General features: G+C 72.6%; 10 protein-coding genes and 1 tRNA gene. 2 read left to right on the forward strand and 9 right to left on the reverse strand.

What is annotated here, in order from left to right:
• Positions 1 to 4 precede the first annotated feature (4 nt).
• The 7 genes from ABT092_RS13480 to ABT092_RS13510 all read right to left on the reverse strand — a co-directional run bounded on the left by ABT092_RS13480 (position 5) and on the right by ABT092_RS13510 (position 9,500).
• Positions 5 to 691: a DUF8185 domain-containing protein gene (locus ABT092_RS13480; RefSeq protein ID WP_351243179.1), complete on the reverse strand. Its 687-nt coding sequence runs from the start codon at positions 689 to 691 to the stop codon at positions 5 to 7.
• On the reverse strand, positions 688 to 1,134 hold the full coding sequence (locus ABT092_RS13485; RefSeq protein ID WP_351243181.1) for an acyl-CoA thioesterase: 447 nt from the start codon (positions 1,132 to 1,134) through the stop codon (positions 688 to 690). Before ABT092_RS13485 ends, ABT092_RS13480 begins: the two co-directional genes overlap by 4 nt.
• Before the next feature lie 6 nt (positions 1,135 to 1,140).
• Positions 1,141 to 2,805, reverse strand: coding sequence for an energy-dependent translational throttle protein EttA (gene ettA / locus ABT092_RS13490; RefSeq protein WP_351243183.1), 1,665 nt, complete (start codon positions 2,803 to 2,805; stop codon positions 1,141 to 1,143).
• Between the two features lie 211 nt (positions 2,806 to 3,016).
• The gene (locus tag ABT092_RS13495) at positions 3,017 to 4,555 is read right to left on the reverse strand and encodes a TQXA domain-containing protein (RefSeq protein ID WP_351243185.1); all 1,539 of its coding nucleotides are present in this window, start codon (positions 4,553 to 4,555) and stop codon (positions 3,017 to 3,019) included.
• A gap of 374 nt (positions 4,556 to 4,929) precedes the next feature.
• Positions 4,930 to 5,448, reverse strand: a complete 519-nt coding sequence (locus ABT092_RS13500; protein WP_351243187.1) for a single-stranded DNA-binding protein — start codon at positions 5,446 to 5,448, stop codon at positions 4,930 to 4,932.
• A 168-nt stretch (positions 5,449 to 5,616) separates the two neighbouring features.
• On the reverse strand, positions 5,617 to 7,806 hold the full coding sequence (locus ABT092_RS13505) for a GTP-binding protein (protein ID WP_351243189.1): 2,190 nt from the start codon (positions 7,804 to 7,806) through the stop codon (positions 5,617 to 5,619).
• Between the two features lie 5 nt (positions 7,807 to 7,811).
• Complete coding sequence (locus tag ABT092_RS13510; RefSeq protein WP_351243191.1) at positions 7,812 to 9,500, reverse strand: ATP-binding protein; 1,689 nt, start codon at positions 9,498 to 9,500, stop codon at positions 7,812 to 7,814.
• A 324-nt stretch (positions 9,501 to 9,824) separates the two neighbouring features.
• On the opposite strand from ABT092_RS13510, the gene ABT092_RS13515 reads away from it, so the two are divergent.
• Positions 9,825 to 9,897: transfer RNA gene (locus tag ABT092_RS13515), tRNA-Arg, on the forward strand.
• A gap of 489 nt (positions 9,898 to 10,386) precedes the next feature.
• Here the strand turns inward: ABT092_RS13515 and ABT092_RS13520 are convergent.
• Together ABT092_RS13520 and ABT092_RS13525 are read right to left on the reverse strand one after the other, a co-directional pair.
• Positions 10,387 to 10,944 (reverse strand): flavoprotein, encoded by a 558-nt coding sequence (locus tag ABT092_RS13520; RefSeq protein ID WP_351243193.1) that lies wholly within the window; start codon positions 10,942 to 10,944, stop codon positions 10,387 to 10,389.
• Complete coding sequence (locus ABT092_RS13525) at positions 10,941 to 12,215, reverse strand: helix-turn-helix domain-containing protein (RefSeq protein WP_351243195.1); 1,275 nt, start codon at positions 12,213 to 12,215, stop codon at positions 10,941 to 10,943. The genes ABT092_RS13520 and ABT092_RS13525 overlap by 4 nt, the downstream gene beginning before the upstream one ends.
• Positions 12,216 to 12,309: 94 nt before the next feature.
• Between ABT092_RS13525 and ABT092_RS13530 the strand changes: the two genes are divergently transcribed.
• Positions 12,310 to 12,828 carry an ATP-binding protein gene (locus ABT092_RS13530; RefSeq protein ID WP_351243197.1) on the forward strand — a complete coding sequence of 173 codons (519 nt, stop codon included), beginning with the start codon at positions 12,310 to 12,312 and terminating at the stop codon, positions 12,826 to 12,828.
• Positions 12,829 to 12,854: the final 26 nt, after the last annotated feature.

Below are 12,854 nucleotides of genomic sequence, written 5' to 3' on the forward strand. Positions count from 1 at the left end.
GACGCTAGGCCGGGGTGACGGTCAGGCTGCCGGCACCGACGCGGCGGACGGCCACCGAACCGAACGGGGTGCGCAACCGCAGCCAGGTGCCGCTGGCCAACAGGGCCAGCGGCACCTCGGCCGTGGCGGGGGCGCCGGGCAGGAACCCCAGGGCCTGGGCGGCGTGCGCGGCCCGTACCGGCAGGTCGCTGTCGCCCAGCGGCCGGGACCACACCTCCCGCCCGATGCGGTCCAGCACCGCCCGGCTGCGGTCGCCGGTGGCCAGCCCCTCGGTACGGGCCCGGAAGTCGGCCACCGCCTGCGCCACCATGGTGCGCACCGCCGCGGCGGACGGCAGTCCGGGCTCCGGCTGCCAGCCACCGCGCGGGGGCAGCACACCGGCCCACGGCGGCCCGGTCACCGCCTCCGGTATCCGGGCCGTGCCCGCCGCCTCGTCGATCGACTCCAGCAGTTCGCCCGCCGACACCGTGATGTCGAGCGCGTCCTCGGTGCCGTGGGCGTACGGCGTGGCGAGCCGAGCCGTGCGGATGGCCAGCACCTCGAAGGAGGGCGGGCGCCCGAAGACCGCGAGTGCGGTGCCCGCCGCCTGGAGGCGGACCGCCGCACCGCGGTCGTAGTGGAGCAGCCTGACCAGGAAGGCGGCCAGGTCGGCCGCCTCCCCGCCGTCGGCGAAGTCCACCGTCCGGCTCATGCCTGCACGGCCTCCTTCTGGTCGGCGCCGGGCGCCAGGTACTTCCGGAGGAACGACCGCTCCTCCTCGGTGATCCGCCGGGGCCGCTGGGTGTCCAGGTTGAACGGGACCACCACCGTCGACGCCCGGACGTAGACCTCCTCGGCGCCCTCGTGGTCCTTGACCTCGTAGGCGATGGTCAGCGACGCGTTGCGCACGCCGGTGACCCACGACTCGACGACGACCGGCTCGTGCCGGTGGACCAGCGGGCGGACGTAGTCGATCTCGTGCCGGGCGACGACGGAGCCGCCGGAGAACGACGGGGACCCGTCACCGGGCGCCAGCCGGAACATGAAGTCGATCCGGGCCTCCTCCAGGTACCGCAGGAAGACCACGTTGTTGACGTGCCCGAAGGCGTCCATGTCCGACCAGCGCAGCGGACAGCGGTAGATGTGACGGGCCACGGCCGCTCAGCCCCGGGTGAGCTTCTTGTAGGTGGCCCGGTGCGGACGGGCCGCGTCCGCGCCCAGGCGCTCGATCTTGTTCTTCTCGTAGGACTCGAAGTTGCCCTCGAACCAGAACCACTTGGACTCGCCCTCGTACGCCAGGATGTGCGTGGCGACCCGGTCCAGGAACCAGCGGTCGTGGGAGACGACCACGGCGCAGCCCGGGAAGTCGAGCAGGGCGTTCTCCAGCGAGGACAGGGTCTCGACGTCGAGGTCGTTGGTCGGCTCGTCGAGGAGCAGCAGGTTGCCGCCCTGCTTGAGGGTGAGCGCGAGGTTGAGGCGGTTGCGCTCACCGCCGGAGAGGACCCCGGCCGGCTTCTGCTGGTCCGGCCCCTTGAAGCCGAAGGCGCTGACGTAGGCGCGCGAGGGCATCTCGACCTGGCCGACGTTGATGTAGTCGAGTTCGTCGGAGACGACCGCCCACAGCGTCTTCTTGGGGTCGATGTTCTCCCGGCTCTGGTCGACGTAGGAGATCTTGACGGTCTCGCCGACCTTGATCGAGCCGCTGTCCGGCTGCTCGAAGCCCTGGATCATCTTGAACAGGGTGGTCTTGCCGGCGCCGTTCGGGCCGATGACGCCGACGATGCCGTTGCGCGGCAGGGTGAACGACAGGTCGTCGATCAGCACCTTCTCGCCGAACGCCTTGGAGAGGTTGTTGACCTCCACCACGATGCTGCCCAGGCGGGGGCCCGGCGGGATCTGGATCTCCTCGAAGTCCAGCTTCCGCATCTTCTCGGCCTCGGCGGCCATCTCCTCGTAGCGGGCGAGGCGCGCCTTGGACTTGGCCTGGCGGCCCTTGGCGTTGGAGCGGACCCACTCCAACTCCTCCTTGAGCCGCTTGGCGCGCTTGGCGTCCTTCTGGCCCTCGACCTTGAGGCGGCTCTGCTTGGCCTCCAGGTAGGTGGAGTAGTTGCCCTCGTACGGGTAGGCACGACCCCGGTCGAGTTCGAGGATCCACTCGGCGACGTTGTCGAGGAAGTACCGGTCGTGGGTGATCGCGACGACGGTGCCCGCGTACTTGGCGAGGTGCTGCTCCAACCAGTTCACCGACTCGGCGTCGAGGTGGTTGGTGGGCTCGTCGAGGAGCAGCAGGTCGGGGGCCTCCAGCAGCAGCTTGCAGAGCGCCACGCGGCGCTTCTCGCCACCGGAGAGGTTGGTGACCGGCAGGTCGCCGGGCGGGCAGCCCAGGGCGTCCATGGCCTGCTCCAGCTGGGCGTCCAGGTCCCAGGCGTTGGCGTGGTCGAGCTCCTCCTGGAGCTTGCCCATCTCCTCCAGCAACGCGTCGGAGTAGTCGGTCGCCATCTGCTCGGCGATCTCGTTGAAGCGGTCGAGCTTGCCCTTGATCCCGGCGACGCCGTCCTGCACGTTCTCCAGGACCGTCTTGGACTCGTCCAGCGGGGGCTCCTGGAGCAGGATGCCCACCGTGTAGCCGGGGGACAGGAACGCGTCGCCGTTCGACGGCTGCTCCAGGCCGGCCATGATCTTCAGCACGGTCGACTTGCCGGCGCCGTTGGGGCCGACGACACCGATCTTGGCGCCGGGGAGGAAGTTCAAGGTGACGTCGTCGAGGATCACCTTGTCGCCGTGCGCCTTGCGCGCCTTGCGCATGGTGTAAATGTACTCAGCCAAGAGAAACCGTCCGACAGCTTGATACCTGAAGTGTCAACATGTGACTCGATGTGACTCGGCATGTGACTCCGCCGCATGAGGGCAGACGTACCCATCTTGCCGCACCTGCCCGCACCAACCGAAATCCCCGCTCGCCGTCCGCCGGCACGGCGGGACGAGCCGGCGGGGCGGGACGAGCCGGCGGGGCCGACCCGGCACCGACCGTGCCGGGTCAGCTCCGCGGCCGGGAGTCCCGGGTCCGCAGGAAGAGGATGACGGCGCCGCCGCCGACCACGAGCGTGATCGCCGTCCCGGCGATCACCGGGGTGGCGGCCGACCCGCCGGTGGCGGCGAGGTCCGTGGAACGGGGGGTGCGCGTCTCGGGTGCATCCACCGCGGTGGCGGGGCTCGGTGCCGTCATGACCCGGGTCCCGGTGACTTCGCCGCTGCGGGTGCGGCAGTCGAGGATGCCGCTGATCCGCTGCTGGTGGCCGTCCGGGCCCGCGATGGAGAAGGCGTAGCTCTGGTCCTCGGTGAGCGGTATGGGCACGGTGCGGGTGCGTCCGGGGGCGACCACGGTGCGCTTCCCCATCAGCTCCGTGGTGAACTCCTCGTCACCGGCGTTGCGCACCGTCACCGACAGGGAACCGTCCGCACAGTCCTTCTCGGTGGAGACGGCGGGTATCGGGCCGTTCCCCGCCCAGTTCACCTCGGCCGTCGCGGAGACCGTCGACTCGCTGGAGCCGGCGAGCACCTGGGTCTGGCTGCGGCTGCCCGAGGAGAACGCCCGGCCGACCGGCACGGTGGTCGAGGTCTGCACCACCAGGGTCGCCGCTCCCGCCGTCACCCCTTCTGGCAGGTCGAAGTAGAGCCGGTCGCCGTCGTCCGCGACGGTGACCCGGTCCCCCCGCGCGTCGACGATCCGCACCCCGCTCGCGAGGGCGGCCGGATCGAGGGTCACCGTCACCCGCTCGCCGCCGGAGCGCACCGTGACCGGGCCGACCCGGCCGCCGTCCTTGCGCTCCGTTCCGCTCCCGGCCGCCCGGGCGGGCCCGTCCGGGCGCTCCTTGGCCCCGGTGGCGCGGTCCTCCGCGGCCGGTCCGGTGCCGGACTCCTCGGCCGGGCCCTGCGGGGCTTCCGTCCCGGGCCCGGTCAGCAGCGTGGCCCAGGTCGTCCGGTCGAGGGCCAGGGACGCGACGGGTTCGGGCAGGCTCCGTGCCGTGCGCTCCAGGTAGTCCGCGAGCCGCTCGGCCTGCGGATCGGTCGCGGTGATCCGCGGGACGGCTGCCGCGTCCCCCCGATCCGCGCCGTCCCGGGGACGGACCCGCGCGCCGGGGCCGTCCGAGTAGCGCCAGATCGCCACCTGGGTGCCGGCCGCGGCGTCCTGTTCGGTGAGGCCCTCGGCCCCCGCCCGGCGGGCGAGGTCGGCGAGGTCGTTCACCTGCGGATAGGAGTTCTGGAGGATCCAACGGATCTTTCCGGTCGCGCTGTTGGCGCCCAGCGAGGTGCTCGACCAGGAGGCTTCCCGGTACTCGGCGTCCCACTGGGTGGCCATGTCGAGGTCCACGCCGTACGTCCGCAGGGTGCCGCCGCCGTCCACCGCCATCTCGAACAGGCCGGCCTGGACCCGGCGTTCCTCGTCCCCCCGCCGGACGACCGCCTCGCCCGACAGCTTGAGCCCGCTGAGCGTCGCCGCGGCACCGCCCCGGCCCTGCGGTTCGCCCTCCGCGCGGGCCATCGCGGCGCCGGCCACCATGCCCGCGGTGAGCATGCCGGAGGCAGTGGCCGAGACGGCGAGGCGAACGGCACCCCTCTTGAGAGGGGAGCTGGCTGCAAACACGGAATTCCCTTTCGGGTGAGGTCCGTTGGCGTGGGGAGAGGTCCTCACCAGCAGAATCAGACGCTCCTTGAGCTGTTCCGGCATCCTAAGAAACGCCATGCACCGACCGCCCCACACATACGGTCGGATAACCGTTCCGACTCGGAATCGTTATCGCCTCCTCACCTCCGACCTGGGCGTATCGACAAATCAACCCTGCCGTACGGCCCCTGACCGTGCGCCGACAACCGGCCCACGACGTCCCGCGGGCGGGTGCGGTGCGGAGCCCCCCGGCCTCCGCGCCGCACGCACGCGCCGAGGCCAGGTCAGACCGCGAGCGGGTCCAGCCCTCCGCCCGCCGGCACCCCGTCCACCGCCGCCGGAACGCCTCCGGCCACGGTCCCGCCGTCCCACGGGTCCGCCGTCCGGGACCGGACCGCGGCCGGCTCCCCCGCCCCGTCCGCGGGTCCCCCGCGCTGCACCGCCGTCCTCGTGCGGTGGAAGGTGCTCGTCCCCCGGGAGAGGTCGTGGCCGATGGCGCTGGCGTCGATCTCCGCCGCGAACCACTGCTTGCCGTCGCCCCGATCGTCCTGGCGCACCTTCAGCCGGCCCTGCACCAAAACCGGTTCGCCCACCGAGAGCGAGGCCATGGCGTTCTCCGCGAGACCGCGCCACGCGCACACCGTGAAGAAGTTGGTGTGCCCGTCCGCCCAGGCCCCGCCCGTCCGGTCCCAGTACCGGGAGGTCACCGCGAGTCGGAACCTGATGACCCGGCCCGTCCCGAACTCCCTGAAGACCGGCGCGGTCGCCACGTTCCCGACCACCGTGACCAGCGTCTCGTTCATCGCGTACCCCCTCGGGTCACGTCCGTGCCCGTACGGTCCGGCCGTACGGGTCACGGTGCGGCCGGGACGGGACCGACCCGCCGTCGTCCGACCGCACGCCCCAGAGTCCCCGGTTTCCGTGCCTCCCGCTGAGCCCTGTGGGCTCCCCCGGCCCTGTGGATAACTCGCTCACCCGAACGGGTGAGACCTCAGCGCCGTGCCGTCCCCGTCCACGGCTCCCGCCAGCCCGCCCGGCGCCGGAACGGCTCCCGTGACCCGCGCGTACTGTTCGCGCACCTCGCGGTAGCGCAGGAGTTCCGCCGCCACCGGATCGAGCACCCGGGCCCGCCCGCACGCCGCCGCGGCCTCGCGCAACCGCCGCTCGGCCTCCGCCCCGTACCGCCGGGCCGGCCCCCGGGCCGCGAGTCTGCACAGCCACTCCACGCAGGGCCCACCCACGATGCCGATGACCATCAGCAGGACCGGAACCCCCAGGTTCGGCGCCATGACCCCGGCGATCTGCGCCACCAGCCAGAGCGCTCCGACGAGTTGCAGCAGCGTCATGCACGCCTGGGCGAACACGGCGACCGGCCACCAGCCGGGCCGCGGCGGGCGGGGCGGCGCCCCCGCCTCCTCGGTGAGCCCGTCGAGCGCCTCCGGCAGGCCGACCGCACCGCGCACCGCCGTCTCCCGCACCGCCGACGCCCAGGGCCCGGGCAGTCCCGACGCGGCCTGCTCGGCCACCGTCCGCACCGCCTGCTCCACCCGTTGCCGTGCGGTGGCCTCCTCGTCGACGGGCAGCGGCGTCCCGGCGAACATCGACACGGGGTCGCGGCGGGACTCGTACCAGCGCCACAACCGCAGCCACGGCGTCCCGCAGGCGGTGCGGGCGTGCCGGCGCCAGGCCCGTTCGGCGGTCTGGCCCGCCGCGCTCGCCCCCACGGCCTCGGAGAGCCGGTCGGCGAACTCGTCCCGGGCGCGTTCGGTGAGCCCGGGACGACCGGCGGCGGCGTAGACCGGGCGCAGCCGGGACGCCGCCGCGTCCACGTCGGCCGCGATCCGTCGGCCCGCGGCGCTGCGCGTGCGCAGGAACTGGTCGAGGGTCTCCCGCAGTTGGTCCATGCCCTCGCCGGTGAGTGCGGAGAGGGCGAGCACCGTGGCCCCCGGCTCGTCGTGCTCGCCGAGGGCGATGCCGTCCTCGTCCAGGAGCCGCCGCAGGTCGTCCAGCACCTGGTCGGCGGCGTCCACGGGCAGCCGGTCCACCTGGTTGAGGACCACGAACATCACCTCGGCGTGCCCGGCCATCGGCCGCAGGTAGCGCTCGTGGAGAACGGCGTCCGCGTACTTCTCCGGGTCCACCACCCAGATGACGGCGTCCACCAGGGCGAGCACCCGGTCCACCTGTTCGCGGTGGGCGACGGAGGCCGAGTCGTGGTCGGGGAGATCGATCAGGACGAGCCCGTCCAGCGGCGTCTCGGTGTGCGCGTGGGCCAGGGGGCGGCGGCGCAGCCGGCCCTGGATGCCGAGCCGGTCCAGGAGCCCGGCGGCACCGTCCGTCCAGGTGCAGGCGATGGGGGACGAGGTGGTGGGCCGCCGCACCCCGGTGTCGGAGATGGTCACCCCGGCGAGCGTGTTGAACAGCGTCGACTTGCCGCTGCCGGTGGCGCCCGCGAGGGCCACCACGGTGTGCCGGTCGGAGAGCCTGCGGCGGGCCGCGGCCTCGTCCAGCACCCGCCCCGCTTCGGCCAGGGCGGAGCGTTCGAGCCGGGCGCGGGACAGGCCGACCAGCTCCCGGAGCGCGTCGAGGCGGCCCCGGAGCTGCGGCCCGAGGACGACGGGGGCGGAGCCCGGGGGCGCGGGACGGTCCGGGACGTCCTCGTGGCGGGTGCCGACGGCTGCGGCGAGTTCGTCGGCCCCGGTGGTCCGACGGGCGATCAGACCGTCGTCCCACACCGGTTCGGCGACGCAGCCGGTGCCCTCCGCCGGGGCACCGCTGCCGTGCCGCGGCCCGCCCCGGCCCCGGTCCGGTCCGTCCGCCGCACCGGTACGGCCCGGGTCGGACGCCTCCGGCTCGGGGCCGCCCGCACCGCTCGGGCGGTGGCCCCCGTGCGTGCCGTACGCACCGCCGTCACCGTCGTGGGCTCCGGAGGCATCGCCCGAACGGGTGGCGCCCGGCGGAGTGGGGCCGCGGTCGGACGCCCTTCCGGTGGCGCCGCCGGGCTGGCCGGCGTGGCCGGAAGGGAGCCGGCGCTCGCTCCCCGCGTGCGTGGGGGGCTCGCCGGACACGGAGTCGGCGCGCACCTCGTGCTCCGCGCGGCCCCCGTGGCCCGGCTGATCGGTGCGACTGTCGTGGTTGGTGTGGTCAGTCACCGCGGTCACCTCGGTCACCTCTCCCTCCGCCCCTGTTGCTCTGCCCGTCCAGCCCGCCCGTCGCGGGCCGGACGGCCCTGCTCCCGTTGGAGCACCGACAGCGCGGCGATCAACTCCGCCTGCGGCTCCGCGTGGACCTCCAGGGCGTCCAGGGGGGCCAACCGGCGCTCCCGCTCCCCGTGGAACACCTTCTCCACGTAGTCGCTGACGAGCCGACCGCCCCGGTCCCGCAGGCGCAGCGCGCTCTGCGCCCCGATGCGCTCGGCCAGGCTCTCCCCCGCGGCCCGTCCCCGCCGGCCGCCCAGCAGGTGGACCGCGAGCATCGCGGCGACGGCCTCGGGGTCGGGCGCCAGCGCCTTGTCCAGGTCCCGCACCTCATCCTCGCAGTACTCCTCCAGCTCCCGGCGCCACCGGCGCACCGCCATGCCCACCCGGTGCTCGGCGCTCTCCTGGGCGGGATCACGTGCCGTCAGCACCGGTGCGCCCGCCGCCGGTTCCCTGCGCCAGCGTTCGGCGATGCGCTCGTCCGCGGCGGTGACGCAGCACAGCAGCAAGGCGCTCGTGCTCTCGACCAGGGCGTCGAGGAGTTCACCCGGGCCGCAGTCCAGGGGGTAGCTGCGCCAGCGCTTGAGGGCGTCCCCGGCCAGGACGGCCCCGTTCCGCAGCCGCCCCCGCACCCGCGCCTGCTCGCTCTCGTACACCTCCTCGACGACGGAGGTGAGCCGGACCGCGGCGGCGTGCTGGGCGGCGACCGCGCCCGCGAGCTCCGGCATCCGGGAGCGCAGCGCCGCGAGGGCGCCGCCCGCCGTACGGATGACGGTGTGCGCGCGGGCCCCCGGCTCCTGGGCCCGCTGGGTCAGCCAGGCGCGCAGGGGGGCCACCGCGGTGTGGGGCAGGAGCCCTCCGCCGCCCGTCGATTCCGGCAACTCGGGGACGGTGAACCGGGGTACGTCACCGAGCCCGGCCTTGGTCAGCAGGGCGGCGTACTGCCGGGACACCTCGGTCACCAGCTGGTGGGGCACCCGGTCGAGCACGCTCACCAGCGTCGCGTCGTACTGCTTGGCGGTGCGCAGCAGGTGCCAGGGGACCGCGTCGGCGTACCTGGCCGGGGTCGTCACCATGATCCAGATGTCGGCGGCGCAGATCAGCCGGGCGGCCAACCTCCGGTTCTCCGCCACCAGGGAGTCGATGTCGGGTGCGTCCAACAGCGCCAGCCCCCGGGGCAGGGCGCTGGCGGTCTCCACCCTCAGCTGCCCTTCGCCGGCCCGGCGCCCGCCGGACACCTGGAGGTCCCCGTAGCCGGGGGCGCCCAGGTGGTCCTGCGGGGGCAGCCAGACCCGGGTCAGCCCGGGCAGGACGCGCAGCCCGCTGAACCAGTGGTGGTCGTCCGGGTGGCAGGCCAGGACGGGCACCCGGGTGGTGGGCCGCAGTACGCCGGCCTCACTGATCTGGCGGCCCACGAGGGAGTTGACCAGGGTGGACTTCCCGGCCCCGGTGGAACCTCCGATCACCGCGAGGAGCGGGGCGTCCGGGTCCCTGAGGCGGGGTACCAGGTAGTCGTCGAGTTGGGCCAGCAGCTCGTCCCGGTTGGCGCGCGCACGGGGCGCACCCGGGAGGGGCAGCGGAAAGCGTGCGGCGGCGACGCGCTCGCGCAGGGCGGAGAGGGCGTCGAGCAGTTGGGGCCGTACCTCCAGGGTCACCACACGGGAAGAATGCCCAACTTTGACAATATTCTGAAGCATATGAGCACCCTGCGCGCCGATCACCACCCGGGAAACGGCCGATCGGACACACGGACGGGGCGCACGGGCGGGGCGGGGGCATAACGAGTGCACAACACCCGGGACGCAGAGCGCCAAAAGCGATGCACGATTCGCACCTGCCTGCGATTATCAGGACCGCTTCACCGAACCTCCACATCGAGGCACGGAGGCGAAGCGCCGGGTACGAGGAACCGGGAGCCCTATCCTTGTCCCAGCACGGCCCGGGCCACCCGTCCGGCCGCCAGGCCACCCGGCCACCACCCGGCCCCCGTAGCTCAGTGGATAGAGCAGGCGCCTTCTAAGCGCTTGGCCGCAGGTTCGAGTCCTGCCGGGGGCGCTCTTCCCTTCACCTGCGACACCCGCCTACTCAGGAGGGTGTTTTTGCTGATCAGGGGCATCTCAGCGGGGACGGCGAGGGCTTGACGGCGGCCCCGAGGAACTCTCCGGCGGGGCAAGCGGGAGTCCGGTTGTGGACGGCTGGAGACGGCTTCCGGTGGCTGCTCTTCCCGAAAACTTCCCCAAGTTTCGAGACGGGGCCATCCGCTGCGAGAGAGGGGAACCCTTCGCGACCACCCTTGACACCTCCTTTTGGCTGTCATCGCCGCCCAGCACTGGTACGGCACCCGTGACCACCTCCAGCAGGCTGCGGTCGTCGACCGGGGAGCACCTTCCGCACGGCCTACCTGATCGCGGCCGTCGAACCGCTGGTTGTGATCCATCACCGGGGTCGTCGGCTCACCCAGCCAGTGAAACGGAGAACAACCCAAGCGATCCATGGCCTGCCGCGCTGCCAGCGCGGCAAAGAGACTCTCGCGCAAATCACTGTTCACCCCACCGGAGACACCCCAGGCGTGAGCAACTCCAAGGCTTCTTCCCAGCGGAATCGGTCCGCGCCGCCGCCTGCTTTCGGTCGGTGGGGCGCGTACGAACCGACCAGGACGCCCATCTCGCGCAACTGCTCCACGCTCCGGGCGTACGCGGGGTGGGCGGCCTGGGCGGCGTTCAGGTACGGCAGGACGGCGACGGGGATGCCAGAGCCGTACGCCTCGCACAGGATGCCGAGCGCCAGGGTGTCGGAGATCCCGGCGGCCCACTTGTTGATCGTGTTGAAAGTGGCCGGAGCGACCGCGATGGCCTCCGGGGGCGGCAGCGGGCGCGGATCGCCCGGGAGGCGCCAGGCGGAGCGGATGGGGTAACCCGTCTGCTCCTCGACCGCCTTCGCCTCCAGGAAACCGAGCCCCTGGGGGGTGGCGACGACACCGACGTCCCAACCCGCGACCTGAGCAGCGGTGATCAGCCTGCCGACGTCTCCGGCGATCCCTGCCGCGCACACCACGACGTACAGGAACGGCTTCTTGGTCTCCTGATCGGGCTGATCGCTCACGCGGGGACTCCCAGTCGACGGCTGAAGTGGTGCAGCTCTGGCAGGGTACGACGGCGGTCACGGGCCGCCATGTCGGCCACCAGCTCCCGGACGGCGGGGCGACGGATGTCCTGTGCCGCGCAACTCTCGGCGATGCGCAGCGCCTGGTAGCCGTCGGCGAGGCGGCCCTGCTGGTTGTAGGCGCGGGCGGTTTCGACCCACAGGGCGGCCCGGCGTTCGGGTACGGGGATGTGGCGACGCATGAGCGGGCGGGCGGCGTCGAGGGCCACGCCCGCGTCCCCGAAGACGACCATCGCGCTGATGCCGTGCAGGGTCACGTTGGTGGGGCTGAAGTTGGCCCAGGCGTCGGGACGGTCGAGTGAGACGTAGTGGGCCACGTCCCGTGCCTCTGCGAGGAAGTCCTCCGTGGCGGAGCGGTCGCCTCCGGTGCTCGCGGCCGTCACACCGCGCAGGAGGAGCAGTCCAAGGGCCGCGAGGTACTCCGGGGAGCGTCGGTCGTAGGAGCCGGTGAGTTGATCGGCGGAATGACGGACCAGGGTCACAGCCTGGGCGGAGTGGCCGTCCCTGGCGAGCAGGTGCGCCTGGACGCGGACGCTGGAAGCGAGCACCACCGGGTCGCCGGACCGCTCGGCCTCGGCCATGGCGCGTCCGACGGCGAGCCAGGCGTTGCCGAGGTCGCTCTGCTTCAGCAGCAGGCTGGCCGAGGTCTGGTAGGCCGTGGCGAGGAGGCCGGACAGGTCGGACGATCCGGGGTCGTCGGCAACTGCCCGTCGAAGTTGGCCGATCAGTCCGGGCAGAGTGCGTTCCAGTGCCGCGTAGTCACAGGTGCAGAAGAGTCGGCGGGCGTTCGCTGTCTGTTTCCACAAGTGCGGCAGATCGCCCACCGCCTCGGTGAACGCGGAGCTCGGGCCGGGGAGCAACGACTGGATCAGTTCCGGGTGGGCGGGGGCGAGGGGCGTGGCGGGGACCGCGAGCACGGCCGCGCCTGCGGCGAGGAGTCGACGGCGGCGCATGTCTTCTGTCTCTGGGGTGGAAGGACCGGCGAGGGGATCAGGGGCGAGGCCCAGGTGGTCGGGTGGGATGTCCAGCACCCGTGCGACCTCGCGCAGCATGGTGATGTCCTGAGTGCCTCTGCCGTTCTCCAGTCGGCTCATCTTCGACTGGTGGTACCCGAGGTCCGCAGCGACGTCCTTCTGTGAGCGTCGCCGTAACACCCTCGCCTGGCGGATCACTTCACCGATCCGCCGCGCCTCGCTCCGCACTTCGGCCATCCGTGCCACGGCTCCCTCCGCCGTCGCCGATCCTGCCTGCCCGATCGAGCCTAGCCGAGCCGGATTCACCTGCGATGCAGCTTCCGCATGAGCGATGCAGGCCCGGCACACAGCCTGGAAACGGCCCTCGCCAAGGCGGTTACGTGAGGACCGCCGCCCCGATCCAGGAGGCCATGTGAAGGTGCACCAGATCCGGTTTCCCGTACCCGGCACACACGCTGCCGCCACATTCGCGAGGCGCGACCTCGTAGCCGCCATACGGGCTTGGGACGCCCTTCTCCCTCCGGAGCTTCTGGACACGGCGGAGCCGGTGGCCTTGGAGCTGATCACGAACGCGGTGCGTCACGCTGGCGACGACGGGCCGATCTCAGCCAGCGCCCGTCTGGGCACCGACGGTCTGCGCATCGAGGTCGTCGACACGAACACCGAGATCCCGGAGAGCGGCCTGCCCGGCACGATGGCGGAAGCCGGACGCGGGCTGCTCCTCGTCGCCGCGCTCGCGGACCGCCACGGGTTCGATCCATTGCCGTCCGGAAAACGGTGCTGGGCCGAGTTCGAGGTCATCGGCACCACCCTCCCGTCCGAGCGAATCCCTCCCATTCAGAGGAGTTGAGCGTTGTCTCCTGTACGGATTCCTCC

The organism is Streptomyces sp. NPDC002490, from assembly GCF_040296045.1.
In the GTDB taxonomy this organism is placed as follows: domain Bacteria; phylum Actinomycetota; class Actinomycetes; order Streptomycetales; family Streptomycetaceae; genus Streptomyces.

Bases quoted from the DNA above. Each gene is read 5' to 3' on its own strand.
- ABT092_RS13525 (WP_351243195.1), bottom strand. From the start codon at position 12,215: ATGGCCGAAGTGCGGAGCGAGGCGCGGCGGATCGGTGAAGTGATCCGC.
- ABT092_RS13495 (WP_351243185.1), bottom strand. From the start codon at position 4,555: ATGCTCACCGCGGGCATGGTGGCCGGCGCCGCGATGGCCCGCGCGGAG.
- ABT092_RS13480 (WP_351243179.1), bottom strand. From the start codon at position 691: ATGAGCCGGACGGTGGACTTCGCCGACGGCGGGGAGGCGGCCGACCTG.
- ABT092_RS13530 (WP_351243197.1), top strand. From the start codon at position 12,310: ATGCAGGCCCGGCACACAGCCTGGAAACGGCCCTCGCCAAGGCGGTTA.
- ABT092_RS13500 (WP_351243187.1), bottom strand. From the start codon at position 5,448: ATGAACGAGACGCTGGTCACGGTGGTCGGGAACGTGGCGACCGCGCCG.